Consider the following 26,404-nt stretch of genomic DNA (forward strand, 5'->3'; position numbering starts at 1 on the left):
CTCATGGGACGTTCTGAGGAGGATGTGGCAGCGCTGGCGACCCCGCTTTCCCGCGCGGCCGACCTGGATCCGCTGCTGGATCGGATCGGCGACGCCCACGTGGTCATGCTCGGCGAGGCGACCCACGGCACCCACGAGTTCTACTCCTGGCGTGCCGCACTGACCCGGCGCCTGATCGCCGAGAAGGACTTCGGGTTCGTCGCGGTGGAGGGCGACTGGCCGGACTGCGACCGCGTCGACCGGGCGGTCCGGCTGATGCCGGGAGCACCGGACGATCCCCGGGAGGCGCTGCTCACCTTCGAACGCTGGCCGACCTGGATGTGGGCGAACGAGGAGGTCGTCGAGTTCGCCCGCTGGCTGCGCGGCCACAACGCCTCCCGGGAACCGTCGCAGCGGGCCGGCTTCCACGGGCTGGACGTCTACTCGCTCTGGGAATCACTCCGGGAGATCCTCACTCACCTGCGGGAACACGATCCGGATCAGGTCGAGGTGGCGCTGTCGGCGTACCGCTGCTTCGAGCCGTTCCAGGAGGACGCCCAGCAGTACGCGCTCGCGACCCGCTTCGTACCCGTCAGCTGTGAGATCGAGGTGATAGGCCTGCTCGCGTCGCTGCGGGAACGGGCCGATCTCGGACTCGTGCAGAACGCCGCCGTGGTCGCCGGGGCGGAACGGTACTACCGCGCGATGGTCCGCGGCGGCCGTGAATCATGGAACGTCCGCGACCGGCACATGGACGACACCCTGGACCGGCTGATGGGGCACTACGGCCCGGCGGCGAAAGCCGTCGTGTGGGCGCACAACACGCACGTGGGCGACGCCCGGTACACCGACATGGGTAGCGCCGGCATGGTCAACATCGGTCAGCTGGGCCGGGAGCGGTACGGCCCGCACGACGTCGTCCTGGTCGGGTACGGCACCCATCACGGCACCGTGACGGCCGGCGACGGCTGGGGCGCGCCGATGCGGGAGATGACGGTCCCGGCCGCCCGCCGCCGTTCGCTGGAGGCGCTGCTGCACTCGTCGGCGCCGGCCCGGTCGCTGTTCGTCTTCCCTCGCGCGGATCGCCCGGACTTCCTGACCCGGCCGTTGAAGCACCGGGCGATCGGCGTGGTCTACCACCCCGAGGCCGAGCAGTCCGGCAACTGGGTCCCCACCATCCTCGGCGACCGCTATGACGCCTTCTGCTGGTTCGACGCCACGACGGCGGTCAGCCCGCTGCAGATGGCCCACATCGACGTCCACGAGCCGGAGACCTACCCGTCCGGCGTCTAGGTCGACCCGGCCGCCCGGCTGTACGCCGGAGCCGTCCCCGCGACCGGCTGCACCACAGCGCCGGGCCGACGCCCGAAATGTCGCGCTGTGGCACAGCCGAGCCGTGACTAGTAGTCGTCGATCTCCAGGCTCACCCGGTGATCACTGGACTTCCAGGCCGGGATGGGCAGATAGGTGATGCCACCGCCCCGCGACCGCACCACGATCGAGGTGGTCCCGCGAGCCGGGATGTAGTGGTCGATTCCGGTCATGAAGGTGATGGCGAAGAACTCGGGAAGCGGTTCGGCCAACTGCGAGGTGCGGTCCAGGCCGGCGTCGAAGGCGAAGACGCCGATCACCCGCTTGGCGCGTGGGGCGGTGGCGCCGTTGAGGATGTTCGTGCCGTTGACGACGAGGCTGTCGCCTTCGGCGCCCCACCACTCCTTCTGCCGCTGGAACGTCAGCGCGGTGTGCTTGTCGCTGGTCTGCACCAGCGCGCCGATGCCCTCGCCGGGGCGGCTCGTCAGCAGGCGCAGGAACGTGTCGGTACGGCGGAACGGCTCGAAGTAGAAGTGGTGCACCGCCTGCCCGGCCCGGACCAGGGCGAACTCGTAGCGGGCTCGCGGGTCGACCGGGATCGGGGCGAACGCGCCGTCGGCTGCCACCGGCCGGACGGCGACCGGTCGGCGGGTGAGACGGTGACCGTTCCGCGGGTCGAGGGGGTAGACCTCGACCGTCGCGCCCTCGACCCCGGCGTTGCTGGGGAAGAGCACGGCCCGGCCGGAGACCTGCGGGTGCCGGTCCGGGATCAGCGCCGTGGTCCGCGGCGACCGGCCGGTGAAGAACCGGTAGAACTCGCGGAACGTCTCCACCGACGAGACCGTCTGGGTGTGCGACTGGTCGGGGAACGAGACGTTGGTGGCGCCGGCGACCGTGCGGGCCGGGTCGCCCTCGCCCCAGATCGCCAGGGTCGGGACCCCACCGGGCTGGGCGGCGGCGGGACGCCCGTCGAGGTTCACGTAGTGCGCGACCTTCGCCGCCCGGGCCGGCGAGCTGTTCAGGTAGCCCTGCATGACGAACGTGCCGAGCGAGTGCGCGAGCAGGTCGACCCGGTCGGCCCCGGTCTCCGCGAGCAGCCGGTCGATGCGAGCGTCCAGACCGGCGTACACCTGGGGCAGGATCGTGGCGATGTTCGGCGAGTCGTACTCGTGGGCCTCGATGATCCGGGCCGGGTACCCGTTGCCGGCGAGGCGTTTCGCCTGCGTGCGGAACTGCATCGCCGAACCGGCGCTGCCGTGCACGAAGACGACGGGACGAAGTGGATTCACCGGGTGCGCGGCGGCCGGGGCACTCAGCCCGGCCGCACCGAGAACGACGCCGGTGAGCAGTGCGAACAGTTTTCGGCGAGCAATCAACACTGACCCTCCCGATAGATGACGGTGGTTATTGCACTCTAGGTGCTGAAACCGCGGCCGTATACGACTTTCGGCCGACCGGCTTCCGCCCCCGGAGAGATGTGGCGCTGCGCCGGCTTGTCGATCATGGAGACATGTCCGGCATGCAGACTGAGATCCCCGCCCTTCCCGTGCTCCTCCCGCTCGCCGCGGTGCTGTTCGTCGTGACCTGGTGGCGGCTGCGCACCGACCTCGGCCGGCTGCTGATCGGCTGGCTGTCCGCCGCGTACGGGCTGGCCGTGCTCGCCGTGACGATGCTGCCCCTGCAGATCGCGACCGGCGACCACGCCAACCGGACCGCCTGGTACGAGAAGGGCAACTGGCTTCCCGTACTGACCATCGACGTAGTGACGTTCGTCGCCAACATCGTGATGTTCCTTCCGCTCGGCGCCCTGCTGGCCGTCACCGATCGCACCCGCACCGCCCGGCAGATCGCCCTCACCGCGCTGGCTTGCAGCGCCGCGATCGAAGTCGTCCAATTCCTGACGAACGTGCTGGTCAGCAGCGGCCGGCAGGCCGACGTGAACGACCTGATCGCCAACACGATCGGTGGTGTGCTCGGGTTCCTGGCGTGGCGTGCGATCTCGGTTAGGCTGGTGTCGGCCACCTGATCCACAAGGGTCCGGAGCACCTCGACTAGCATTTGCTGCGTTCGGCAAGCGGTGAGGCGAGGCTATATGCGGTTTCTCCGGCTCGGGCTGCGCAAGCGGCGCGTCCAGCACGATCCCGCCCTGCAGCAGGAACTGCTCCAGGACGTCCGTCAGCGATTCGGCAACCACGAGACCACCCCCTTCGGCGACCAGGCAGCCGAGATAACCGGCCTGCTCGAAGGCGCCGACGGCGTCATGGTCGCCACCGAGATCCTGCGCGAGTTCGCCGAGGCCGCCCACGCCTCGGTGGTGGTGCAGGCCGCCGAGCTCGGCCTGGTGGCCGACCGGACCAACTACCGCACGCTGTGGAAGAGCGCCGGCAAGCGGCTGCGCTCCCCGCTCTTCGGGCAGCGCCTGCATCCGTACATCCAGGTTTCCGCGGCGGTCACGGCCGTGGGTTCACAGGCCCGCCAGACGGTACGGGTGACCGAACCCGAACCGCTGCTCGCCCACATGTTCGAGGTGCTCGACCTGACGGTGGCCGGGTGGCAGTACGGCCGGGTCCTCGTCGACACCCACGGCGCCGAACTCGCGGCCGGGCTGATCACCGCCGCGACCGAGGTCCGCGCCGAGATGTCCGACCCGCCGCCGCTGCCGCCGCCGGTGCGCGAGCAGATGCGCTCCAACGCGTCCGTCGACGTCCTCGACCCGGCGATCAGCCGGTTCGTCGGGCAGTGGAACCCGGGCAAGCAGATGAGGGAGTCACTTCTGGCCTGACCCTTTTCCTTCACCCGGCGTCCCGGCCGCCGATCTGGCGGGCCGTTGCGGAAGGAAAGGATGCCCCCCTCAATGAATCAGACCACGACACGTGGTGTGCCCCTGCGCGAAGACCGCTGGCAGCCTCAGGACGAGTTGCTGAACAGCGTCATCGACAAGCTCATCGACGACGCGCACCATGGCGCGAAGGACTCCGGCGGCGGCAGCGGCCCGCTGCTGGTCGCCGGCGGCATGATGCTCGCCGTCATCGGCGTGACCATCGGGGCCGGCACCGGCAACCCGATGCTCGCCTTCGGGATCGTGGTGGCGCTCGCCATCGCCGGTTTCGCCTACACCGCGCTGAACGCCGAATCGGTGCACGTCAACAAGCTGTCGGTGCTCGACCCGATCGGCGGCCCCGGCAACCTCCCGGCCGGCTACCTGGTCTACCCCCGGGCCTGGCGGGCCGGCATGCGCGAGTACCTGATGCCGATCACCGACCGCCAGTTCCGGATCGCGGTGAAGCTCTGCCGCGAGCACCCCGGTTCGGTCTCCGACGTGCTCCGCCTGGTCAAGCGGGCCGAGAAGCACGCGTACAACACCCACACCGGCCACGAGATCACCGAGCACGACGTGTTCCGGATCGCGCACCGGTGGACCGCGGAGCACGCCCGCAACTCGCCGACGATGGTCATGCAGGTCGCCGCTCGCTGATGCCGGAAAGGCCGCCTTCTCGATGAGGGCGGCCTTTTCAGTGCGATGACGTCATCCGCCGGTCGTCCGGGAGTCTTCTCGTGAGGCCTGTCCGGTCCAGCAGTTCGAGGAGCGGGACCGCTACCCGGCGGGTGGTACCGAGGGCCTTGCGCGCCTCGCTCAGGGTGAACGGCTGCGGAATTCCCGCCAGGGTTTCCGCAGCTCGTTCCGGGTCCTCCGGTCTGAGGATCACGTTGTCGGCGATCTTGACGACCAGGCCTTCGCGGGCGGCCGCGGCGATCTGCCTCGGCCCCAGCCCGAGCGCGGCGAGATCGTTGGCTTCCGGAGCCACGAAGGGCGGGATCCCTTCGAACGCCCGATTCACCGCCGTCATCAGGACTTCCGGAGCCTTGGTGGTCGCCTCGGCGACTCGTCCGGCGATGATCCGCAGCGGTGGTTTGATCAAGGCGGTGACCAGGTCGCGGTCGGGCAGATCGAGGAGGTGCCGGAGGGCTTCGATCGGAGCGCCCGGTTCGAGGGGGTTCTTCATCTTGTACGAGGAGAGCTCCGCACGCATCTGCTCCCCTTTGGCATCCCAGTAACCAGGATCGGCGTACCAATCACCGGTCACCGGGTCCACGCCGTCCAGCGGAACGCCCATGCCGGTCAGCTCGATGCCGCGGATCAGCCTGCGACGGCCCAGCTCGGCTGCCAGATCCGGAACGCCGGTCATCACGGCCAGCTCGGCCGCTCGCCGGACCGCCGCTCCCCGCCTGGTCAGCGCCGGCGGGGACACGTCGAGAACGGTCACGCCTCCGGCCACGTGATGCCGCCCGGGGTCCCGCAGCAGTGCCCGGTCACCGATCCGCAGCGGCAGCGGGCGGGTCAGCCGCAGCCGTGCCGTGTCGTCGCCGAGGGGCCGCACGGCGACCGCGACGGCCGCCGAGCCGACGTGCAGGGTCAGCGTCGACGGCAACGATTTCGGCTGGTCGCCGTGGATCCGTACATCGATCAGATCGGCATGCCGGAACCGCCTCGGGGTCAGCAGCGCACTGCCCCGGCCGACGGCCTGCCGGTCCACGCCGCGAAGGTTGACGGCGACCCGGGCCACCGCCTCGACACGGTCCGCGGGCTCACCGAGGGTCTGCATGCCACGGATCGTCACCGCCGTACCGCCGAGTTCCAGCTGGTCGCCCTTGCGCAGCACCCCGCCGCCGAGTGTTCCGGTCACCACCGTGCCGGCCCCTTTGACGGTGAACGCCCGATCGACCCAGAGCCGGACGGGGACCGTGGGGTCCGGTTCCGGCAGGCGCGCGGTGAGCCGTTGCAGAGCCGCACGCAGTTCGGGCAGCCCGGCGCCGGTGAGCCCGCTGACAGCGACGGCCTCCACGCCCCTGCCCCCGGCGGCCCCTTCGCCGGCTGCCCGGTTCGCGGCCAGGCCCAGGGAGGTCCGCGCTATCTCGGCGAGGGCCTGTTCGGTGGCCGGGCGCGGGTCGGCCAGGTCGGAACGCGTCACGACCAGCAGCGCGTGCCGGACGTCCAGAGCGTCCAGCGCCGCCAGATGCTCCGCCGACTGCGGCATCCATCCCTCGTCGGCGGCCACCACGATCATCGCGGCGGGCACCGGGCCGATCCCGGCGAGCATGTTCGGCACGAACCGTTCATGCCCGGGCACATCGACGAACGCAACGGTCTCACCGTTGCCGAGCGTGGTCCAGGCGAACCCGAGGTCGATGGTCATCCCACGGCGGCGCTCCTCGGCCCAGCGATCGGGTTCCATCCCGCTCAGCGCCCGGACCAGCGTCGACTTCCCGTGATCGACGTGCCCGGCGGTGGCTACGACGTACACCTCAATCGCCCGCCACCGACCGCACCGCCTCAGCCACCGCGTGGTCCTGATCCGGCGGAACGCAACGCAGGTCGAGCAGCAGCTGCCCCCGCTCGACGCGGCCGACGATCGGCGGATGCCCCTCACGGAGCGGCTGCGCGAACCCGGCGGGCAGCGCCAGCGCCCAGGAGGCCAGCTCCAGCTCGGGCGCTCCTCCCCCACCGACGACGGCGACCGACGCGACCACGTCTCCCGCACCCACGCGACCGTGCAGTTCTTCGGTACGTCTCCGCAGCTCGTCGACGTCGTACCGAAGCGCCTGCCAGGTAGGCGTCACCGGCCCGGCGAGCGTCGCATGAAGTGCCGCCAGAGTCAGCTTGTCCACCCGCAGCGCCCGAGCAAGCGGATGCCGGCGAAGCCGCTCGATCAGCGCGGCGTCCCCGAGCAGCAGCCCCGCCTGCGGCCCGCCGAGAAGCTTGTCCGCACTCGCGACGACCAGATCAGCGCCGTCCCGGAGGACGCTCTCCGCATCAGGTTCATCCGGCAACAGCGGATCAGGCCGCAACAACCCCGACCCGATGTCAGCAACGATCGGCACCCCTAGACCCGCTGCTCCCACTCCCAGCCCCACTGCTCCCGGCCCCGCAGCTCCCGGCCCCGCAGCCCTCAGACCCGCAGCTCCCGGCCCCGCAGCTCCCGGCCCCGCAGCTCCCGGCCCCGCAGCTCCCCCACCCGACATTTCCGAAATTTCGACTGATTTCGTGAAGCCCCTGATCGTGAAGTTCGACGGATGGACCTTCAGGATGAAGCCCGTCTCCGGCCCGACAGCGCTCCGATAGTCGTCGACAGACGTCCGATTAGTGGTGCCGACCTCCCGCAACCGCGCCCCAGTCGACGCGAGGAGATCAGGCAGCCGGAACCCGTCCCCGATCTCCACCATCTCCCCGCGACTGATCACGATCTCGCGCCCGGCAGCGAGTGCCGTAGCAACGAGCACCAAAGCCGCAGCCCCGTTGTTCACGACGTGGACGCCCTGCGCCTCGGGCACCGCAGCGGCCAGAGCGGCCAGAGCGTCCCGCCCTCGCCGAGCCCGTTTCCCGGTGCGCAGGTCGAGCTCGACATCGGTGGTGCCGGCGGCTTCCACGACGGCGTCCACGGCAGCGGCCGACAGCGCGGCCCGTCCGAGATTCGTATGCAGCACGACACCGGTGGCGTTGAGCACCGCCCGCATCCCCAGCGGGAGTCCGGCAACGGCAGCGTCAGCGACCTGACCGGGATCGATCACTCCTTCGCGCGCTTTGCGCTGCGCGTCGGCGACCGCGGCCTTGACGGCGGGTCGCCCCAGTCGCGCGGCGGCGGCTTCGAGGCGAGGATCGGACAACACCACGTCCGTACGAGGAATGAGCCGCCGCGGATCCATACCCATCCCTTCCGGCAGTGCAGTGGCGGAGGCGGACGGGAATCGAACCCGCCTGACCCGGATCCCGGATCACGTCGGTGTTGAAGACCGCGAGGAGCACCAGCAACCTGAACGCCTCCGCCGCCCACCGTATCCGCATCCCCCACAAACCGCCCGCCACCACAGCAACGGAACACAGCCGGCGGCGAGAACCTGTGAAACAGTGCGAAGGTGACGATCCGGCTGACCCAGTACGCCCACGGCGGCGGCTGCGCGTGCAAGATCCCGCCCGGCGAGCTGGAGACGGTGGTCGCCGGTCTGGTGGGCGGCGCGAGACCGCAGGGCCCGGGCGAGCTGCTGGTGGGCCTCGACGACGGCGACGACGCGGCGGTGGTCCGGATCGCGGCGGGCACCGCGGTGGTCGCGACCGCTGACTTCTTCACCCCGGTGGTGGACGACGCGTACGACTGGGGAAGGATCGCCGCCGCGAACGCCCTCTCCGACGTCTACGCCATGGGTGCCACTCCCGTCGTAGCCGTCAACCTGCTGGGCTGGCCCCGGGAGAGACTGCCGATGGAGCTGGCCGCCGAGGTCCTGCGGGGCGGCCTGGACGTGGCCCGCGAGGCCGGCTGTCACGTGGCCGGTGGTCACAGTGTCGACGACCCGGAGCCGAAGTACGGCATGGCGGTCACCGGCGTGGCCGACCCGGATCGGATCATGCGCAATGACGCCGGCCGGCCCGGGACACCGCTGACCTTGACGAAACCGCTGGGCGTCGGCGTGCTGAACAGCCGTCACAAGCAGACCGGCGAGGTGTTCCCGCAGGCGATCGAGGCGATGACCCGGCTGAACCGGGAGGCGTCCGAGGAGGCGCTCAAGGCGGGGGCGGGGTGCGCCACCGACGTGACCGGTTTCGGTCTGCTGGGGCACCTGCACAAGCTGGCGCGGGCGAGCGGGGTGACGGCCCGGATCGACGCGAGCGCGGTCCCCTACCTGGACGGCGCCAGGGAGGCCTTGGGGGACGGCTTCGTCAGCGGCGGTACCCGACGCAACCTGGACTGGGTACGCCCGCATCTCGACCGGGCCGGGATCAGCGAGGACGAGCTGCTCCTGCTGGCCGACGCGCAGACCTCGGGCGGCCTGCTCGTGGCGGGCGAGGTCCCGGGCTACCCGGTGATCGGCGAGCTGCTGCCGGCGAGGGACGGCGTGACGGTGACCGTCAGGCCGTAGGGCCGCGGCCCTGCCATGCCGACAGGGCGGGCAGGACGGCACGCAGGTCCCCGCCGGCGACGCTGACGTGCGCGGCGGCCCGGGCGGCGGGCTGCCCGTTGAACGCCACGGCAAGCCCGGCATCGGCGAAGAGCGGCAGGTCGGACCGGCTGTCCCCGACGGCGGCGCACCGGTTCATCGTGAGGCCGACCCGAGCCGCGACCCGCCGGGCGAAGTCCCGCTTGCCGAACTCGTCGATGTGCTCGGCCACCTCGCCGGTATAGCGGCCGCCGACGATCTCCAGCCGCGGCCCGCAGCTCTCCGCGAACCCGAACCGGTCGCAGAGATACGAACCGACGGCGTCCCAGGCCAGCGTGGTCACGACGGGCAGCAGGTCCCGTTCCCGGCACCACGCGACGGTCTCCGCGATCCCGTCGACGAGCGGCAGCGAGCCGAGGAATCCGCGCACGTCGGCGGGCGTCCACCCGGCCCATCCCCGCGCGTCGATCACCGAGGCTTCCTGGTTGGTGAGCGCCCCGGAGTCGTAGCCGGCCTCGGCCTCCCGGCAGACCGCCCCGTGCCCGAGCCGATCGGCGAGGTGCTGCCCGCTGCTGCCACCGGGGACCAGCGTGCCGTCGACGTCGAAGAACACCGCCCCTCTCATGCGTCCGCCAGCGTGACGGCGAGATGGGCGCGGCCGCCGGCGACCGCGTAGTCCAGCCGGTCCACCACGTCGTCGTGGATCGACAGTCCGACCACCACATCGCCGCGGGCCACCGCTGCGGGTTCGGCGTCCTCCGTGCCGCCCAGCCGCTGCCAGGGCAGCGCCCGCAGCGCGTCCGTCCACGGCATCGCCTCCGCGTCCGGCCCGACCGCACCGAGCGCGGCGAACAGCACCAGTGCCGAGACATCCGGTGTCACATAGGGCTGCTCCACCTGCCGGGCGGCGAGAACCGGGTCGGGAACCCACGCGCCGGGGTCGAGATCCGGACGCCAGCCCGGCGCGGCGACAGCCCGGGCGTGCTCCCGGATGCCCGCCGCGACCGCGCCGCCGACGTAGGGGTGATCGAGCTGGGCCGCGGCCCGCCTCAGGCTGTTCCGCACGACGACATCGGTCCTCCGGTCCAGAGCCGCCATCCGCTCCCGGACGAATCCCACCAGCTCGTCCACCGCGGGCCACTCTCCCCGGCGTCCCGGCCGTCCGCCTTCGATCTCCGCGGCCGAGACCACCCGGGTCGCGGCCAGCACCGCGCGCACCAGGGAGTCGAGGCGCCGGACCGTATCGGCCGGCACGGGGAAGACCAGTTCACCGGCCGGAAAGACGCCGTGGACGGTCCCCGCCTCGTCGACGGCCAGGGCATCGATGCTGAGCACGCCGGCAGCCTACGCGTCGAGAGCCTCGATGACCTGCTTGCGGGTGTGCTGATAGATCACCGAGCTGCGGAACCCGACGATCTCCCGCCGCCCGCTGAACTTGTCCATCACGAAGGCGTGCAGCGCGTCCACACTCGGCACTGCGACCTGCACCATGAAGTCGTCGCCGCCGGTCACCACGAACACGGACACCACTTCGGGCAGGCTCATCGCATAAGCCTTGAAACCTTCGATCACGGTACGGCTCAACGGCCTCACCTGGACGTGCAGGAGGGCCTGGACTCCCCGGTTCAGCGCCGGAAGGCTGATCTCCGCGTGATAGCCGGTGATCACTCCACGGTCGCGGAGGGAGCGCACCCGTTCCAGGCACGTCGACGGGGCGATGCCGGCCGCGCGGGCCAACTCCCGGTTCGTCTGCCGTGCATCGCGCTGCAATAACTCCACGATCACCGAATCAAGTTCGTCCACGACCGGGATTCAACCCCATTTTCTGTACGACGTTCGCCAGCAGTCTTTTCGTACCGTACGAAAATCTATCTTCTCCGGCATGGACCACGAGAACGTCACCGTCACCCGCGGCACCCGATCCACCCTGCCGATCATCGTCGCCGTCCACTCGACCCTCCTCGGCCAGGCGATCGGCGGCTGCCGCATCGCGCACTACCCGCACTGGCGCGACGGCCTCACCGACGCCCTGCGCCTGTCCGCCGCGATGACCGACAAGGCGGCCCTGGCCGGTCTCCCCCACGGCGGCGGCAAGACCGTGGTCGCCCTCCCACCGGGCCGGACCCTCGACGCGGCCGCCCGCCGCGACGTCCTGCACGACGTCGGCGACGTGATCGCCGGGCTCGGCGGCCGGTACGCGACCGGCCCCGACGTCGGCACCGGCCCGGACGACATGGTCGTCATCGCCGAGCGCACCGGTCACGTCTTCTGCCGCCCGGCCGCGGCCGGTGGCAGCGGCGATTCCTCCGAGCACACCGCCACCGGCGTGCTGGCCGCCCTGCGAGCGATCTGCGCCGACCGGTTCGGATCAGCCGTCCTGAGCGGCCGCCGCTTCGCCGTGCTGGGCCTGGGCCGGGTCGGCGCCCACGTGCTGCGGATGCTCGCCGCCGAGCGGGCGATCCTGACCGTGGCGGACGTGGACGAGACCCGGCGGGCCGTCGCCGGCGACGCGACCTGGGTGAGCCCGGAGGAGTGCCTGACCGCGGAGGCCGACGTCCTGGTCCCGTCCGCGCTGGGCGGCCTGCTCACCCCGGCGACGGTCCCGCGGTTGCGCTGCGCCGCCGTCGCCGGTCCGGCGAACAACCAGCTCGACGCCCCGGAGACGGCCGCTCTGCTGCACGAACGCGGCATCCTCTGGGCGCCGGATTTCGTGGTGAGCGCCGGCGGCATCATCCACGCCACCGCGGTCGAACTCCACCACGAGACGACCGAGCAGGCCACGACCCGGATCGCCGGCATCGCGAGCACTCTCACCGGCATCCTGGAGTCGGCCCGGGCCACCGGCACGACTCCCTTGGCGGCGGCCCGGACCGCGGCCCGCCTGCGGCTCGGTTAATGAGGTTCGCCGCCGGCGCGGCGGTGGCAAGCTGCTCGGCATGGACTTCAAAGTGGATCTTCAGGACTACCTGCAGGAAGGGCGCACCGCCCTGGTGTGGAAGCTGGAGGGGCTCTCCGAGTACGACCTGAGGCGCCCTCTAGTGGACAGCGGCACCAACCTGCTCGGCCTGGTCAAGCACGCCGCCGGGGTCGAGTCCGGATACTTCGGCGCCGTCTTCGGCCGCCCGTTCCCGGAGCAACTGCCGTGGATGGAGATGACCGCCGAGCCGAACGCCGACATGTGGGCGACGGCGGACGAGAGCAGGGACGACGTCGTCGCGCTCTACCAGCGGGTCTGGCGACACTCGGACGCCACGATCGAGGCGCTCGACCTGGGCGCCGAGGGCAGCGTGCCGTGGTGGCGCCCGGAGACCCGGACGGTCACGCTGCACCGCATCCTCGTCCACGTGATCGCCGAGACGCACCGGCACGCCGGCCACGCCGACCTGGTCCGCGAGCTCATCGACGGAGCGGCCGGCGTCGGCGCGGAGAACAGCAACCTGCCGGACGAGGACCAGAACTGGTGGGCGGCGTACCGGGCCCGGCTCGAAGCCCTGGCGCAGACCTTCCGGCGCTAGCCGGGAAGCGCCCGCAGGGCGATGTCCACTGTCGCGTGCAGGGCGGCTCGTGACGCGCCCGCCGCGGCGTGGACCGCGTTCCCCTCGCTGACCACCATCACGTAGCGGGCCAGCGCCACCGGATCGACCTCCGGTGGCAGCTCGGTGGCCCGCGACAACCGATCAGCCAGTGCCTTCTCGCCGCCGGCCCGGCTCTGGGCCAGGAAGTCGGCGATGTGCCCGTTGCCGGTTCCGCCGGCGAGACCGCCCTGCACGGAGAGGCACCCGGCGGGGCGGTCCGGGCGGGTCAGCGCGTCGGCGTTGGCCCGCAGGAACGACTCGATGACGGCCCGGGCCGTGGGCTGTTCCAGCGCTTCACGGGCATAGGCCATGTCCGCCTCCGCGTAACGGGCCACCGCCTTGCGGAACAGGTCTTCCTTGTTGCCGAACGCGGCGTACATGCTCGGCTTGTTGATGCCCATCGCCTCGGTGAGGTCGGTCAGCGAGGTCCCCTCGTAACCGTGCCGCCAGAACACCTCGATGGCCCGGTCCAGGGCCGCGTCCGCGTCGAATCCCCGCGGTCTGCCGCGCTCCGCCATGCCAGCCCTCTCCTGAGTGATCCAACTCATTCTAACCGATCGGTACAGAAGTGCTAGCCTATTCAATACCGAACGGTACAGAAATGAGGAGTCATGGGACAGCTCGACGGCAAGACGGCGCTCATCACCGGCGCGACCTCGGGAATCGGCCTCGCGGCAGCGCGGCTGCTGGCCTCCGAGGGCGCCCGCGTGGTGATCACCGGACGGCGGAAGGACGCCCTCGACGAGGCGGTGGCGTCGATCGGTGAGCGGGCCACCGGCGTGCAGGCGGACGTCGCGAACCCGGACGACCTCGATCGGCTCTTCGCGGGCCTGACCGAGCTCGACATCGTCTTCGCCAACGCGGGCGGCGGCGAGTTCGCTGCCCTTCCGGACATCACCTGGGAGCACTACGCGACCACGTTCAACACCAACGTCGGCGGCACGCTGTTCACCGTGCAGAAGGCGCTTCCGCTGCTCAAGCCGGGCGCGTCGGTGATCCTGACCAGCTCGAACATCGACGTGAAGGGCGCGGGCGCGTTCAGTGTCTACGCCGCGACGAAGGCGGCACTGCGCTCCTTCACCCGCAGCTGGGCGGCGGAACTGGTGGGCCGCGGCATCCGGGTCAACAGCATCGCGCCCGGACCGATCGCCACTCCGGGACTGAGCGGTCTCGCCGGGGACCCGGCGTCGGCCGAGCAGTTGCTGAAAGGATTGGCGTCCGGGGTACCGATGCAGCGGCTCGGGCAGCCGGAGGAGATCGCCAACGCGGTCCTCTTCCTGGCTTCCGGCGCCAGCAGCTACATGACGGGCGCCGAGATCTACGTCGACGGCGGCGCAAGCCAGGTCTGAGGGGAACGCTTTCTGATGGGTACGGTCACCGAACTGCTCGCGGCGAATCTCCACGAAGTCTTCGGGAACCGTGACGAGAGGTCACGGCGGGCCGCGATCGAGCGCACCTACACCGAGGACGTGGTCTTCACCGACCCCGAGGGTGAAGCCGTGGGATGGGATGCCCTGGAGGCGAAGGCCCGGGAACTCCTCGACAAGGTTCCGCCGTCGTTCGCCTTCACCGAGCGGGGTGAGCGCTACGCCGATTCCGGCACCGGCGCTCTGGGCTGGGCGTTCGGCCCGGAGAACGCCCCGGTGGCCAGAGGAATCGACATCATCACGGTCCGCGACGGCCGCATCGCCACGCTCCGGACGATGTTCGCCGCCGACTGACGGGAGCGACGCGGGCCGCGCCCGGTCCCCCTCACTGGGACCGGCGCGCGGCCAGTCGTTCACGCTGCGGGCCGACGGTGTACTTCGGGTCCTTCGCCGAGGCGATGCCGCCCTCGAAGATGCCGAAGCGGGTGGCCAGGGAGGCCGCCAGCAGGGAGGCGCCGGACAGGGCGGAGACGACCCGGCTGCGGCGGCCGAGCACGGCGCCGGCGACGCCCAGCGCGGTCAGGGCACGTCCGGCTCGCAGCAGTCTCCCGGGACGGCCCCGGGCATAGGGTTCGCTCAGGATGCCCTTCGTCGTCTCCACCCGATGGGCGCCGTAGAGCTCCATCGCCGCGCCCAGCACCGCCATCCTGCGGGCCGGCGCGGCCTGCGAGACGGGCGCGGCGATCAGGCCGACACCGGCGCCACTGGCCAGGGCGCTTCCGGCGAAGACGAAGGGCAGTTCCGGGTACGCCGCGTGCCAGCTGGGAGTGGCCGTGTCCGCCAGCAGGACCGCCGTATAGGTGGCCAGCGCCGGCGCCGTGACAGCGGCGGCGTACTGGCTCGCGGTGCCGATCGGAGCGGCCACCCGGCGCAGACCGGAGGGCGCGAATTCGGCCGCCGCCGCGGCGCCCGCGAAAGCGCCGAACGCGCTGAGGATCCAGGTGCCCATCGACATCGGCGAGGTCGGTTTCGCCACCCGGAGCATGTGGTGGAAACGGGCGGGCCGGCCCAGGTCGTTGACGAGGAAGTAGGTGCTCGCGACCAGCGCGCCGAGAGCCGTCACCCGGCCGGCCCGGCGCAGGGCGGGCCGGTTCGTCGCGTCGCCGCCCGCCGCGAGCAGCGCCGACCCCGCGGCCAGGCCACCGGTGAACAGGTAGGCGGCGATGTCGTGGCGCCAGACAGCGGGCCGCACGATGGGCCGGCCGTAGTACGACCGGAAATCCGCCTCCGGAACCATTGAGCCTTTTTCGACGTGGCGAGGGCCTCGCTCGCCGGCGCCGGACAACGGCCCGGCGGCCTCAGGCCCGATGCCAGGTTGAAAATCGCTCATTGAGCGGTCCTTCATCGGTCACCTCCCAGGAAGGACACGACCACGGCTGCTGCCATCGCGGCGGCGGCGAACCCGGCCCGTCTCCACATGGCCGGTAGCTCTCTGGTGGTGACGATGGGATCGGGCGGCAGGCCGTACGCCTCGGGCTCGTCCAGAAGCAGGAAGAATGCGCCGTCCCCGCCCACGCCGTCATTCTCGTCGTGCCCGTAGAGGCGCGCCCCGTCGACCTGCTGGACCCGTTCCTCGGCGCGTTCGCGCAGTTCGTCGAGGACACCGTATTGAATGGACTGAGTGGGGCAGGCCTGCGCGCACGCCGGGGTGAGGCCGTCGCCGATCCGGTCGTAACACATCGTGCACTTCCAGGCCCGGCCGTCGTCCTTGCGCTGGTCGATGACCCCGTAGGGGCAGGCCGGAATGCAATAGCCGCAGCCGTTGCAGATGTCCTCCTGCACCACGACGGTGCCGAATTCCGTCCGGAACAACGAGCCGGTCGGGCAGACGTCGAGACAGCCCGCATGGGTGCAGTGCTTGCACACGTCGGACATCATCAGCCAGCGGAAGTCCGGGCTCTCCGCCTCCCTGAAGATGTCCACCGCGGGCTGCTCGATGAAGGCGACGTGCCGCCACGAATTCGCGCTCAGCCCGCCGGTGTTGTCGTAGGAATGGCCGAGCAGGTCGAAACCGTCGTCGGGAACCGCATTCCACTCCTTGCAGGCCACCTCGCACGCCTTGCAGCCGATGCAGACGCTGGTGTCGGTGAAGAAGCCCATCCGCGGCGGCGCCTCGGTGTAACCCGCGTCGGGCGCCGGGTCGAGCGGGCCGTAGAGGCTATTGGTTCCCATACGCCCGCCTCCGGTACTCGGCCACGTAGTCGATCAGCGCCGGGCCGGTGGGGCGGCGGCCGGGCTGGATGTCGCAGGTGCCGACCTTGCTCTCCTGGATGAGCACGTTCGGGTCGAGGACGATGCCGATCAGGTCGTTCGCGGAGTCGCCGGTGACGACGCCCTGGCCGCCCCAGTGGTACGGCAGCCAGATCTGGTGGATGACCCGGCCGTCGATCCGCAGCGGGCGCAGCCGGTCGGTGACCATCACCCGGGCCTCGATCGCCGCTCGGGTGGTGACGATGTGCGCCCAGCCGAGGTGGTCAAGGCCGCGTTCCGCCGCCAGTTGCGGGGAGACCTCGACGAACATCTCCGGCTGCAGCTCCGACAGGTACGGCAGTTGCCGGCTCATGCCGCCGGCGGTGTGGTGCTCGGTGAGGCGGCTCGTGGTGAAGACGTACGGGAATGTCCCGGACAGCGGGTTCACCGGATTGTCGGCACGGTCGTAGACCTTCCGCGTCGGATTCGCCTGCTGCCCGTAGAGCGGATTGGACAGCGGCGACTCGGCCGGCTCGTAGTGCGCCGGCATCGGGCCGTCGACCAGGCCGCTCGGCGCATAGAGCCAGCCCTTGCCGTCGCCCTGCATGATGAACGCGTCGTCGCCGGCGATCGCGTCCACACCGCTGGCGCCGTCGGGTGGCCGATAGTCCGGCGGTTTCCGTCTTTCGAAGTCAGGTACGTCGTACCCGGTCCATTCCTTCTTCTCGAAATCCCACCAGACGTATTTCTTCCGCTCCGACCAGGGACGGCCGTCCGGATCCGCCGAGGCCCGGTTGTAGAGCGTGCGGCGGTCGGCGGGCCAGGCCCAGCCCCATTCCCGTGCCACCCAGTCCTGCTCGTGGCCGGGCTTGCGGCGGGCGGCCTGGTTGACACCGCCGGAGAACACGCCGGAGTAGATCCAGCAGCCGCAGGCGGTCGATCCGTCGTCCTTGAGGTCGACGAATCCGGAGACGAGCGATCTATCGGATGTCCGATAGCCGTTGATCTCGCGCAGCACGTCCTCGCCGCTCGGCTCGTCACCGTGGACGACATAGTCCCAGTTCAGCTTGAGCAGACCTTGGTCACGCTGTTTGTCAGAACCGGCGATCTTGGAACGGATGATGCGACCCAGGTGATAGAAGAACCACAGCTCGGAACGGCAGTCACCCGGCGGGTCCACGGCCTTCTCGCGCCACTGCAGCATCCGCTGGGTCTGCGTGAACGTGCCCTCCTTCTCCGCGTGCGAGGCGGCCGGCATGAAGAAGACCTCGGTGCGGCACTCCTCCGTGACGATCTCCCCGGTGGCGATCTCCGGCCCGTCCTTCCAGAACGTCGCACTCTCGATCATGAAGAGGTCGCGGACGACGAGCCAGTCGAGGTTCGCCATGCCGAGGCGCTGCGCCTTGCCGTGCGCCGATCCGACGGCCGGATTCTGGCCGAGCAGGAAGTACCCCTTGATCTTCCCGTCGATCATGTCGAGGACCTGCTGATATGTCCCGTGGTCGCCGGTCAGCCGCGGCAGCCAGCCGAAACCCCAGTCGTTCTCCCTGGTCGCGGCGTCGCCCCAGTAGGCCTTGAGCAGGCTGACCGCGTAGGCCTCGGCGTTGGCCCAGAACCCCTTCTGCTCGGGATGCCGGATCTCGTCGACCCATTGCCGGAACGTCTCGTGCTGCGTGTGGTGCGGCATCGGCAGGTAGCCGGGAAGCAGGTTGAACAGCGTCGGGATGTCGGTGGAACCCTGGATGCTGGCGTGCCCGCGCAGCGCCATCACACCGCCGCCGGGCCGTCCCATGTTGCCGAGCAGCAGCTGGATGATCGCGCCGGTCCGGATGTACTGCACGCCGACGCTGTGCTGCGTCCAGCCCACGGAGTAGACCAAGGCGGTGGTGCGCTCGCGTCCCGAGTTCGCCGTCCAGGCCTCACAGACCTCCAAGAACTGCTTCTCCGGTACGCCGCAGAGCCGCTCGACGACCGCCGGCGTATAACGAGCGTAGTGCCGCTTCAGGATCTGGTAGACACACCGCGGATCTTGGAGCGTCGGATCCCGTGGCACGTCGGCGGGGATCGGCGGACCGTGCGACTCCTGTTCCAGCCCCGACGCGGTCTCCCGGTCGGCGTGTGCCTCGCCCTCCTCCTGGCCCATGTGCTTCTGACCGGCGTACTGCCAGCTGGACTGGTCGTAGACCTTCAGCTCGGGATCGAAACCGGAGAACAGGCCGTCGAGATCCTCGGTGTCCTGGAACTCGTCGTTCACGATCATGGACGCGTTGGTGTACGCGACCACGTACTCCCGGAAGTCCTTCTCGTTGCTGAGGATGTAGTTGACCACCCCGCCCAGGAACGCGATGTCGGCGCCCGCCCGCACCGGCACGTAGCTGTGCGCGAGCGCGCTGGTCCGGGTGAACCGCGGATCCACGTGGATGATCTTCGCGCCGCGATTCTTGGCCTCGACGACGTACTGGAAACCCACCGGGTGGGCCTCAGCCATGTTCGAGCCCTGGATCACGATGCAGTCAGCGTTCGCCAGATCCTGGAGGAATCCGGTGGCCCCGCCACGGCCGAAGCTGGTTCCCAGACCGGGAACGGTGGCGGAGTGTCAAATGCGCGCCTGGTTCTCGATCTGGATGGCGCCCAACGCCGTGAACAGCTTCTTGATCAGGTAGTTCTCTTCGTTGTCGAGCGTCGCCCCGCCGAGGCTCGAGATGCCGAGCGTGCGGTTGAGCGGCCGCCCCTCGTCGTCCCGATCCTCCCAGGTCGCCTCCCGGGCGGCGATCACCCGGTCGGCGATCATGTCCATGGCGGTGTCGAGGTCGAGCTCTTCCCAGTCTTTGCCGTAGGGCCGGCGGTAGAGGACCTTCTGGACGCGCCGATCGCTGGTGACCAGGCTCTTGCTGGCCGAACCCTTCGGGCACAGCCGGCCCTTCGAGATCGGGCTGTCCGGGTCGCCCTCGATCTGGACGACCTTCTCGTCCTTGACGAAGATGCGCTGGCCACAACCGACCGCACAGTAGGGGCAGACGGACCTGGCCACCCGGTCGGCCGTCTCGGTGCGCGCGGTCAGCTCCTTCGACCTGCCCGACTGCGCGGCGGCGCCCCGGCCCAGCGGGTCGGTGCCGGTGAGTTGCCGATAGACCGGCCACCCCTCGATCCACGTCCGCACACCCATGAGATCGACCCTAACCCCGGACCGATCCCACCGCACGGCGACGGCGACGCCCGGCCCTCAATCCGACTTCGTCTCCAACTGAGCGATCTCATCGTTGAGCGCGATCAGCGCACTCTGCTTGGCCCCGATACCGGAGAACTGGCGGTATTCGTCCGCTTCCGCCCGTCGCATCCGGCAGGTCACTCCCACCCCGCGCTCTCCGGTGAGCCCCGGGCCACTGGTGCCGTTGCACTCATTACGGGCGAGGCTCTCACGATCTGCGAACTCTGCTTCGATCGCTTGGAGCTGAGCGGTGAGCGCCGTTCGATCGGCTCGGAGTTGATCGAGCTTCGTCGCCTCCGGGGCCTGCGCCACCGGCGTCTGTGGCCGCATCTGGTACCAGAGGAGACCTCCCGCCGAGAAGACCATCGCTACCGCGACGGCGACGCTGGTGGCAGGGCCGGCGACGCCGGCTGTCGCACGTCCGGAGAAGCCCGCGCTCGGACGGAATGAGAACTGGCGGTCTCGCTCACGCCGCACCGCGGCCTGTCGCGGATCCCGCAGCGCCCGACGCATCCGCAACGCCGCGATCAGCAGACCCAGGGCGCACACCAGCTTGGTCGCCTTACCCGGCAGGCTGGACAGTTCAGCCAGCCATTCCGCCCGGTACTGATCACGGTCTTCCTCGGGAAGCAACGCGACAGCGCGGTCGAGAACCCGCTCGGCCAACCAGGGGGAGCATTCGTGAATCTCCTGCACCAGATACGGGATCAGGACCAAGGTAGCCATGCCGGTGCTGACGGCGACAACCCATCCGAGACTCACGTGACGACCTCGCCGCGGACGACACCCCAAGCGGGAAGGACCGGCCGCTCGGCGAGGACGGCCTCGGCCCGCTGGCGCCCCTTGACGGTGAGCCGATAGAAGCAACGCGCCGGGCGCTGCTCGACGGCCGGGTCGATGTCCTCCCACTCCCGTTCCAGCCAGCCGGCCTGCTGCAGACGGACAAGGATCGGGTACACACTGCCCGTCGGAAGACCCGTCGCCTTGGCGATCCGAAGTCCGAAATGCTCGGCATCAGGGTCCTGCAGGACGGCCAGCACCGCCCGGCTGGCAAGGCTCATGCGCGGTTCAGCGCTCATGTCAGGAACCATAGCGACCCCCTATATAGATTTCTACATAGCCACCCGTGCGGGTCGACGTCCGAGAATGTCACGGTTCGGCTACTTATCCCTCTGGGCAGTGACCCGGTTGAAGTCGCCGGCCGCCGGCCACCATGATCTAGCGCATGACGGCGCTCGCGGGTTTGCACGACATCGACTGGTCCTCGCTGGAACAGGGCTCGGCCGTACCCCGCCTGCTCGCCCGTCTCGCCGACGGCGACTCGTCCGCGCTGCGCGACCTCTACCGTCTCGCCCCGGACGGCGAAGACGTCCGGCCGTGGGTGGTGTGGGCTCTGCCGTTCCTGCTGGACCTGGTCACCGACCAGGCACGGCCCCTGCGCGGGGACACGCTGCGGCTCGTCGGTGATCTCGCGGGCGCGGACCGCACCTGGCAGATGGCCGGGCGCACCCTGACCGCCAAGAGAACGCTCGCCCAATGGCCCGCTCTGCAGGACCTGCTCATCGACGAGGACACGTCGGTGCGGGAGGCTGCGGCGTACACCATCCGCGCGGTCTATCGGCTGATCAGCAATCCGACCGGGGACCTGTGGGACCGCTTCGCCGAGGAGCCGGACGCCGATGTGCGCCTCACGCTGCTGCGCACCAGCGTGATCACCGGCGCGGTCGGTGGCGGCTACGAGCTGACCAAGGTGTGGCTGGCCTCGGTGGCGGACACCGACGACGATCTCCGCGTCCGCATCAGCGCCCTCACCGAGCTGATGGCGCTCTACAACCCGCCGCCGTTCGACGTGGCCCGGGCCCGGGAGACGCTGCTCGCCGCATATCGCGACGGCCTGAACCGCGAGCCGGAACCGGTCGTCGACATGGCCGCCCCACTGCTGGCCGGCGCGCGGATGGCGACCCGGCAGTGGACGCCCGGCTACCACCAGGTGGTCAGTGCCATCCGCGCCACCTATCGCGACGACATCACCGCACATCTCGATCTGCTGCACGAGATGCTGGCGATGGACGCGTGGGACGCCAAGCAGGACGCCCTGTACGAGGCGCGCACGCTGGTACAACGCCTGCGCGGACCGTACGGCCCTCTCGTCGCCCGTGCCTCCGAACTGCTCTTCGACAAGGACGCGCAGATCCGGGCCGCGTCGCTGCGACTGCTGCAGGGCATCGGCGAGGTGGCCCGCCCATCCACCGACGCCGTGTGGGCGACCATCTCCGGCGCGAAACCGTTCATCCACCAGGGCGCGCTGATCCCCGCCGTGGAGATGCTCGCCGGCCTCCGCGACGACCGCGTCCTGCCCATCCTCGAACGTCTTCTCGACGACGCACCGGACACGCGCGACCTGCACCAATGCATCGCCGGCTTCGGCGTCCGGGCGCGCGGGCTGGGCCGCACGCTCCGCCGCCGGCTCCGAGGGCTCCGCCCCGATCTGTACGCCGAACGCTGGCGCTTCGACGCCCACCGCGCGGGTCTCCTCGAAGCCCTGGTCTCGGTGGCACCGTCCGAAGCCGCCGACCACCTCCTCCACGAGCCCCTGGACCTGACCGGCCTCGACCGTCTCACCCGCACCGGCCGCGCCTCACTGTCCCGCGCCGCCGAGATCCGCACCCTCCTCACCGGCGACGACCCGGCCCTGTCACTGGCCGCCGCCCGCGCCATCTGGTTCGTAGCAGGCGACGCCGACGACGCCGCCACCGTCTACGACCAGTACCTCGACTCCCCCGCCCACGCCGTGACCGCCATCGACGGCCTGGCCGAACTGAACTCCCGTGCCACCGCCCGAGCCCCCCGCCTGTCCCGCATGCTGAAGGGCCGCTCCCCCGCCGCCGTGAAGGTAGCCGCGGCCCGAGCCCTCTGGCGCATCACCGGCAACCCGAGCAGCGCCCGCCAGCTGGGCCCGATCTGGAACGACGACCAACGCCTCCGCCCCCGCATCGCCGCCCTGTGGGTGGAAACCGGCATGGGCACCTACGCCAGGCGTTACGTCCAGGCAGAACTATCGATCGCCCCACGACACAACCTGACCAAGATCGGCCTAGGCCCCGCCGAAGTCTCCGACGACGAACTCCTCTTGACGGACTGCCGCCGCCTCCTGACCGAAAAACCCCGCTGGTCGATCTGACCCCTTCTCAGTGAGTGTTCGAGAGCGCTGTCAATCCGGGCGCGGTGAACGCTCGGCGGGCGGCAGACGGCGCTCGGCGGGCGACGCTCGGCAGGCGGGCGGGCGGGCGGCGGACGGCGGGCCTCGGCGGACGGCGGATCGGCGGGTCGGCGGGTCGGCGGGTCGGCGGGTCGGCGGGTCGGCGGGGCGACGGGGCGACGGGGCGACGGGGCGACGGATCGGCGGGGCGACGGGGCGACGGGACGACGGGGCGACGGATCGGCAGGGAGCGGACGGCGGACGGCGCTCGACGGGACGACGGGACGACGGATCGGCGGGGCTCGGCAGGCGGCAGGCGGCGGACGGCGCTCGACGGGGCGACGGGGCGGCGGGGCGACGGGGCGACGGGGCGACGGATCGGCAGGCAGCGGACGGCGGACGGCGCGCGACGGGACGACGGGACGACGGATTTGATCGCGGCCCAGCGGATCAGTGCCTCGGATACTGCGGGATCGCGTTCGCAGTCGCGGGCCAGCCGGCGGTGCGCGGTCAGCCAGGCAAGGCCTGCTCTCGACCACCCACCGCTTCGGATGCACGACGAATCCGCGCCGGCCGGCCGGCTTGCGGACGATCTCGACGGTGGTGTCCAGCGTTGCGCCGGCCCCATCCACCAGCCGGCCGGAGAAGCACTGATCAGCGAACACGTGCCGGATCGGCGTAGACAGACAGCTGCTGAGCAGGGTCGTCTTGGCGCCGTCGCGGTCCTGGCAGGCCGCCGACATCACGCAGAGCACGACCAGCAGCCCGAGGGTGCCGGTGACGATGAACCGTTTGCGGCCGCTGATCTCCTTCCCGGCGTCGTAGCCACGGCTGTCGTTGCCCACGGTGCCGGCGGCCTTGACCGATTGTGAGTCCAGGACACCGCCCGACGGGTCGGCTTCACGGCCCTCGGCCAGGCGCAACTGCTCGCGCAACCCTTCCAGGATGCATTCGGCGAGCAACCACTGCGGACCACGCACAAGTTCGCATCGACGATCGCTCGGTATAGAAGGTCGGGGATCCGCCCGGGCGCCTTGATCAGGGGAGCATCGGCTCCACGACCTCCCCCTTGCTCAGCGGTCAGATCAGACGGATACCGACTTCGCGCTCCACCAGACCAGCTTCGAAGCAGCCACCGTCCGCCCTGGAACACGCCGTGCGACTTCACCCTCGAACACTCACTCAGAGAAGCCATTCGCGACGCCGGCTGCACGATTGGCAGTGCCGGCCAGGACAGCCCAGTTCAGAGCAGCCCCAGTCCCGGACAACGGCAGTCCGGCAACCGTCGCCCAGGCAGCATTTCGGACCAAGACGGCAGCCGCCCACCTCGGCAGTGTCGGGTCAAGGCGGCCGCCGTGCGGGACGGTGCCATTTCCGCACTTTCCGGTAGGGACTAGCGCGAGCAAATGAGTATGGCGCCTGAATATCGACGGACCGGCGAATCGAATGCTCGCCGCTCCATATCGTCTGTATTGGTGTCATCCGGCCCGGCACCGCCCGGACCGGCACTTCAGAACCCGGCATCAACCCTTCCGGTGACTCACTCACGGTCTCAGCGATATCCGTTGCCGCCGCAGTCGCACCCGGCGCGGCCACGGCGTCATCCACCTCTGCCGCCGCACAGTGCGGCACGTCCGCCGCACCGCCCGGCGCGGCCACGGCTCTGACCAGTGGTTCTGCCGCGCGACCGCACATTGACACCGCACGACCCGGGGCCGACGCCGCACGGTCAGGCACGACCTCGGTTCCGGCCGGCGGGGCCTCGGCGCTGACAGTGGTGGCCGCCGCCCGGCCGGACTTCTCACTCAGATGGCGCAGCCGCCGGGCGTGGCGCTGCGCCAGACCCCAGGCGCGATGCCTCTCATGAGCGCGGCGGAACTCGTCGGCCTCCGGTGAATGGTTTCGGCGCAGCGTCCGGTCCCGCAAATGGTTCGTCGGGAACAATGCGAGCTGCGTCATTCCCCAATTATCACCGGCACCGACATGATCGGCGATGACTTATGCCCGAAATTCAGATCGGGAAAAGGTCGGCCGAATACTTGTTGATCCGCCCGGCCGCACTCATCCGGAATTACAATCTTGGAGAATTGTGGGGAGCGCGGAATGGACCACGGCGCTGGCGCAGCGGGCGGTCGTCCTCGTCGTCGAAGTAGCTGATCTCGACGTCCGGCAGCTGGTTCTGGAGTTCGTAGGCCAGCTCCAGACCGGTACGTCGCCAGCGTTCCTCCGCGTCCGGGCTGCTGAACTCGAAATCGGTCAGAGCGGTGCTGATGAACTCGTCGTTCCAGGCGTTCAGGCGTGCGATCAGATCCTCGCTGACGCCCAGGGACGCGAGATCCACCTGACCCATGTGGTCGGGATCGCTGTCCCAGACCGGATCCTCACCCACATGCTCGGCCATGACCCGCAGCGCGACCGGCCGATACGGTTCCTCCACATGGCGATCTTGGCACCCGTGGATCGCCGGCGGTCAAGGGCCTGCGTTGCACCGATCGCCGGTGGTCGCGCAGCGGCCCGGCGTTGCAGGCGTGGCCGCGTGGTTCCCACGGGACGGTGGTGGTGCGGTGGGGTTGCGGCTTTCATCCCGTACGAGAAAAGGATCAGCTCTGTTGGTAATTGACCGCTGCGAAACCGCATGGCGCGTGAAGGTGCAGGTAATAGGCGCCCTCTCCGTCGTCGATGTCGGCGCCGCCGATCAAGCCGAGGTAGTGCATGGCCTGGCCGCAACCGGGGCAGTCGGGGTGGTCGGCGTCCTGGATCCAGTCGGGATGGCCGCCCAGGGTGGAGCCGCCGGAGTTCCAAGCGCTGACCGAAAACGGACTTTCCCTGGCTCGGCCGACCACGGCACGCAGCGTCCTCGGGTCTTCTGGGCCCAGGTTCTTCGGCAGATAGTCCGGCGGTGTGTTGCCGGGCCACCACGTCGTGCCGCCGTCCGGAGTGACCTGGCTGAACAGGGTCTCGTAGCAGGCGCAGAGGTAGCAGGTCTCGATCACCAGACGGCCCTGCCAGCCGGTGTGCGGCAGCGTCTCGGCAGTCAGATCGGCTGCCACCCACAGCGGCGTCGCGCACCAGGGACAGGTCTTCGCGCTCGGAACGCCCTCCTCCAGGTGCAGTTCAAAAGCGGTCTCCGCGCACAACTCACGCCGCGTGCCGTCGGGATCGATCGTCCAGCCGCCCTCGCGCGTGTAGGCGAGCGGCTGGTAGTAGAGCTCATCCGCGCCTGGTGGCGGTTGTGTCGACCAGCGGCGAATCGCCTGCTCGGCCAGAGGATGACCACTGTGGGCGAGGATGAGCAGCAGGTGGTTGAGGCGCAGACGCTCCTGGCCGGCGTCGACCTCGGCGACGACCCGCTCGATCGTCGCGGCGCCGGCCGCGCGGTAGAGCTTCGCGGGCCAGACCACGCCGAGGTCGAGCATGAGGCCGTGATGGGGCGCCAGCCGCGCCGGATCGCTGTCCGCGATCTCGCCCAGCTCCTCGGCGTCGTCATCCTCGGCAGCCTGTCTGACCAGGTCCTCAATCATGGGGCTGATGGTAGGGCGGGGGTACGACGTTATCTCCGCCACGACGGGTGGGTGCGGCAAGCCGC

Annotated in this window: 24 protein-coding genes, 1 tRNA gene and 1 pseudogene; 10 read left to right on the forward strand and 16 right to left on the reverse strand. The window is 70.2% G+C overall.

Translation table 11 applies throughout. From position 1 onward, the window contains the following. Window positions 1-3: 3 nt before the first annotated feature. The gene (locus EP757_RS41660; RefSeq protein ID WP_127553833.1) at window positions 4-1,272 is read left to right on the forward strand and encodes an erythromycin esterase family protein; all 1,269 of its coding nucleotides are present in this window, start codon (window positions 4-6) and stop codon (window positions 1,270-1,272) included. Window positions 1,273-1,379: 107 nt separating this feature from the next. Here the strand turns inward: EP757_RS41660 and EP757_RS41665 are convergent, their stop codons facing one another. Further along, a complete protein-coding gene (locus EP757_RS41665) occupies window positions 1,380-2,669 on the reverse strand; it encodes an alpha/beta hydrolase (protein ID WP_127553834.1) in 1,290 nt (429 codons plus the stop codon). A 140-nt stretch (window positions 2,670-2,809) separates the two neighbouring features. Between EP757_RS41665 and EP757_RS41670 the strand changes: the two genes are divergently transcribed. The 3 genes from EP757_RS41670 to EP757_RS41680 all read left to right on the forward strand — a co-directional run bounded on the left by EP757_RS41670 (window position 2,810) and on the right by EP757_RS41680 (window position 4,765). Beyond that, on the forward strand, window positions 2,810-3,316 hold the full coding sequence (locus EP757_RS41670; RefSeq protein WP_160166026.1) for a VanZ family protein: 507 nt from the start codon (window positions 2,810-2,812) through the stop codon (window positions 3,314-3,316). 66 nt (window positions 3,317-3,382) lie between these two features. After that, window positions 3,383-4,072, forward strand: a complete 690-nt coding sequence (locus EP757_RS41675) for a hypothetical protein (protein WP_127553836.1) — start codon at window positions 3,383-3,385, stop codon at window positions 4,070-4,072. 72 nt (window positions 4,073-4,144) lie between these two features. Beyond that, window positions 4,145-4,765 carry a hypothetical protein gene (locus EP757_RS41680; protein ID WP_127553837.1) on the forward strand — a complete coding sequence of 207 codons (621 nt, stop codon included), beginning with the start codon at window positions 4,145-4,147 and terminating at the stop codon, window positions 4,763-4,765. Window positions 4,766-4,802: 37 nt separating this feature from the next. Here EP757_RS41680 and selB read toward each other — a convergent pair whose 3' ends face one another. From selB to EP757_RS43145, 3 genes are all read right to left on the reverse strand, one after another. Then, the gene (selB, locus tag EP757_RS41685; RefSeq protein ID WP_127553838.1) at window positions 4,803-6,593 is read right to left on the reverse strand and encodes a selenocysteine-specific translation elongation factor; all 1,791 of its coding nucleotides are present in this window, start codon (window positions 6,591-6,593) and stop codon (window positions 4,803-4,805) included. 1 nt (window position 6,594) lies between these two features. Continuing rightward, window positions 6,595-7,998, reverse strand: a complete 1,404-nt coding sequence (locus EP757_RS41690; RefSeq protein ID WP_197725487.1) for an L-seryl-tRNA(Sec) selenium transferase — start codon at window positions 7,996-7,998, stop codon at window positions 6,595-6,597. A gap of 17 nt (window positions 7,999-8,015) precedes the next feature. Continuing rightward, window positions 8,016-8,111 (reverse strand) — tRNA-Sec (locus EP757_RS43145). A gap of 91 nt (window positions 8,112-8,202) precedes the next feature. On the opposite strand from EP757_RS43145, the gene selD reads away from it, so the two are divergent. Continuing rightward, window positions 8,203-9,201 (forward strand): selenide, water dikinase SelD, encoded by a 999-nt coding sequence (gene selD, locus EP757_RS41695; RefSeq protein ID WP_127553840.1) that lies wholly within the window; start codon window positions 8,203-8,205, stop codon window positions 9,199-9,201. Here selD and EP757_RS41700 read toward each other — a convergent pair. From EP757_RS41700 to EP757_RS41710, 3 genes are read right to left on the reverse strand one after another with little or no spacing between them, the layout of a single operon-like run. Beyond that, complete coding sequence (locus EP757_RS41700; protein ID WP_127553841.1) at window positions 9,191-9,844, reverse strand: HAD family phosphatase; 654 nt, start codon at window positions 9,842-9,844, stop codon at window positions 9,191-9,193. The genes selD and EP757_RS41700 overlap by 11 nt on opposite strands. Next, complete coding sequence (locus EP757_RS41705) at window positions 9,841-10,554, reverse strand: hypothetical protein (RefSeq protein WP_127553842.1); 714 nt, start codon at window positions 10,552-10,554, stop codon at window positions 9,841-9,843. Before EP757_RS41705 ends, EP757_RS41700 begins: the two co-directional genes overlap by 4 nt. Window positions 10,555-10,563: 9 nt before the next feature. After that, window positions 10,564-11,022: an Lrp/AsnC family transcriptional regulator gene (locus EP757_RS41710; protein ID WP_127553843.1), complete on the reverse strand. Its 459-nt coding sequence runs from the start codon at window positions 11,020-11,022 to the stop codon at window positions 10,564-10,566. A gap of 79 nt (window positions 11,023-11,101) precedes the next feature. Here EP757_RS41710 and EP757_RS41715 point away from each other — a divergent pair, with 79 nt between their 5' ends. Together EP757_RS41715 and EP757_RS41720 are read left to right on the forward strand one after the other, a co-directional pair. Then, window positions 11,102-12,115: a Glu/Leu/Phe/Val dehydrogenase dimerization domain-containing protein gene (locus tag EP757_RS41715; protein WP_127553844.1), complete on the forward strand. Its 1,014-nt coding sequence runs from the start codon at window positions 11,102-11,104 to the stop codon at window positions 12,113-12,115. 40 nt (window positions 12,116-12,155) lie between these two features. Beyond that, a complete protein-coding gene (locus EP757_RS41720; protein WP_127553845.1) occupies window positions 12,156-12,734 on the forward strand; it encodes a DinB family protein in 579 nt (192 codons plus the stop codon). Here the strand turns inward: EP757_RS41720 and EP757_RS41725 are convergent. Further along, a complete protein-coding gene (locus tag EP757_RS41725) occupies window positions 12,731-13,312 on the reverse strand; it encodes a TetR/AcrR family transcriptional regulator (protein ID WP_127553846.1) in 582 nt (193 codons plus the stop codon). The two genes, EP757_RS41720 and EP757_RS41725, sit on opposite strands and share 4 nt — an antisense overlap. A 93-nt stretch (window positions 13,313-13,405) precedes the next feature. On the opposite strand from EP757_RS41725, the gene EP757_RS41730 reads away from it, so the two are divergent. Further along, the gene (locus EP757_RS41730) at window positions 13,406-14,143 is read left to right on the forward strand and encodes an SDR family NAD(P)-dependent oxidoreductase (protein WP_127553847.1); all 738 of its coding nucleotides are present in this window, start codon (window positions 13,406-13,408) and stop codon (window positions 14,141-14,143) included. Between the two features lie 15 nt (window positions 14,144-14,158). Further along, window positions 14,159-14,515: a nuclear transport factor 2 family protein gene (locus tag EP757_RS41735; RefSeq protein WP_127553848.1), complete on the forward strand. Its 357-nt coding sequence runs from the start codon at window positions 14,159-14,161 to the stop codon at window positions 14,513-14,515. A gap of 31 nt (window positions 14,516-14,546) precedes the next feature. Here the strand turns inward: EP757_RS41735 and nrfD are convergent, their stop codons facing one another. The 5 genes from nrfD to EP757_RS41765 form a co-directional block, all read right to left on the reverse strand. Further along, a complete protein-coding gene (nrfD, locus tag EP757_RS41740) occupies window positions 14,547-15,458 on the reverse strand; it encodes an NrfD/PsrC family molybdoenzyme membrane anchor subunit (RefSeq protein ID WP_127553849.1) in 912 nt (303 codons plus the stop codon). Window positions 15,459-15,562: 104 nt separating this feature from the next. After that, window positions 15,563-16,393, reverse strand: a complete 831-nt coding sequence (locus EP757_RS41745) for a 4Fe-4S dicluster domain-containing protein (RefSeq protein WP_127553850.1) — start codon at window positions 16,391-16,393, stop codon at window positions 15,563-15,565. Continuing rightward, window positions 16,380-19,577 (reverse strand): formate dehydrogenase, encoded by a 3,198-nt coding sequence (gene fdh, locus EP757_RS41750; protein ID WP_162521026.1) that lies wholly within the window; start codon window positions 19,575-19,577, stop codon window positions 16,380-16,382. The genes EP757_RS41745 and fdh overlap by 14 nt, the downstream gene beginning before the upstream one ends. A gap of 57 nt (window positions 19,578-19,634) precedes the next feature. Beyond that, complete coding sequence (locus EP757_RS41760; RefSeq protein WP_127553853.1) at window positions 19,635-20,381, reverse strand: DUF4407 domain-containing protein; 747 nt, start codon at window positions 20,379-20,381, stop codon at window positions 19,635-19,637. Further along, window positions 20,378-20,698, reverse strand: coding sequence for a PadR family transcriptional regulator (locus EP757_RS41765; RefSeq protein ID WP_160166027.1), 321 nt, complete (start codon window positions 20,696-20,698; stop codon window positions 20,378-20,380). The genes EP757_RS41760 and EP757_RS41765 overlap by 4 nt, the downstream gene beginning before the upstream one ends. A gap of 146 nt (window positions 20,699-20,844) precedes the next feature. Between EP757_RS41765 and EP757_RS44385 the strand changes: the two genes are divergently transcribed. After that, complete coding sequence (locus EP757_RS44385) at window positions 20,845-22,800, forward strand: hypothetical protein (protein ID WP_127553855.1); 1,956 nt, start codon at window positions 20,845-20,847, stop codon at window positions 22,798-22,800. A 557-nt stretch (window positions 22,801-23,357) separates the two neighbouring features. On the opposite strand, the pseudogene EP757_RS44950 reads toward EP757_RS44385, so the two are convergent. The 3 genes and pseudogenes from EP757_RS44950 to EP757_RS41785 all read right to left on the reverse strand — a co-directional run. Continuing rightward, window positions 23,358-23,798 (reverse strand): annotated as a pseudogene (locus EP757_RS44950) (transposase); the annotation flags it as partial. Window positions 23,799-24,889: 1,091 nt separating this feature from the next. Next, window positions 24,890-25,255, reverse strand: a complete 366-nt coding sequence (locus EP757_RS41780; RefSeq protein ID WP_127553856.1) for a hypothetical protein — start codon at window positions 25,253-25,255, stop codon at window positions 24,890-24,892. Between the two features lie 163 nt (window positions 25,256-25,418). Then, window positions 25,419-26,339 (reverse strand): hypothetical protein, encoded by a 921-nt coding sequence (locus EP757_RS41785; RefSeq protein ID WP_127553857.1) that lies wholly within the window; start codon window positions 26,337-26,339, stop codon window positions 25,419-25,421. Between the last annotated feature and the right edge of the window lie 65 nt (window positions 26,340-26,404).

Source organism: Actinoplanes sp. OR16, from assembly GCF_004001265.1.
Classification (GTDB): domain Bacteria; phylum Actinomycetota; class Actinomycetes; order Mycobacteriales; family Micromonosporaceae; genus Actinoplanes.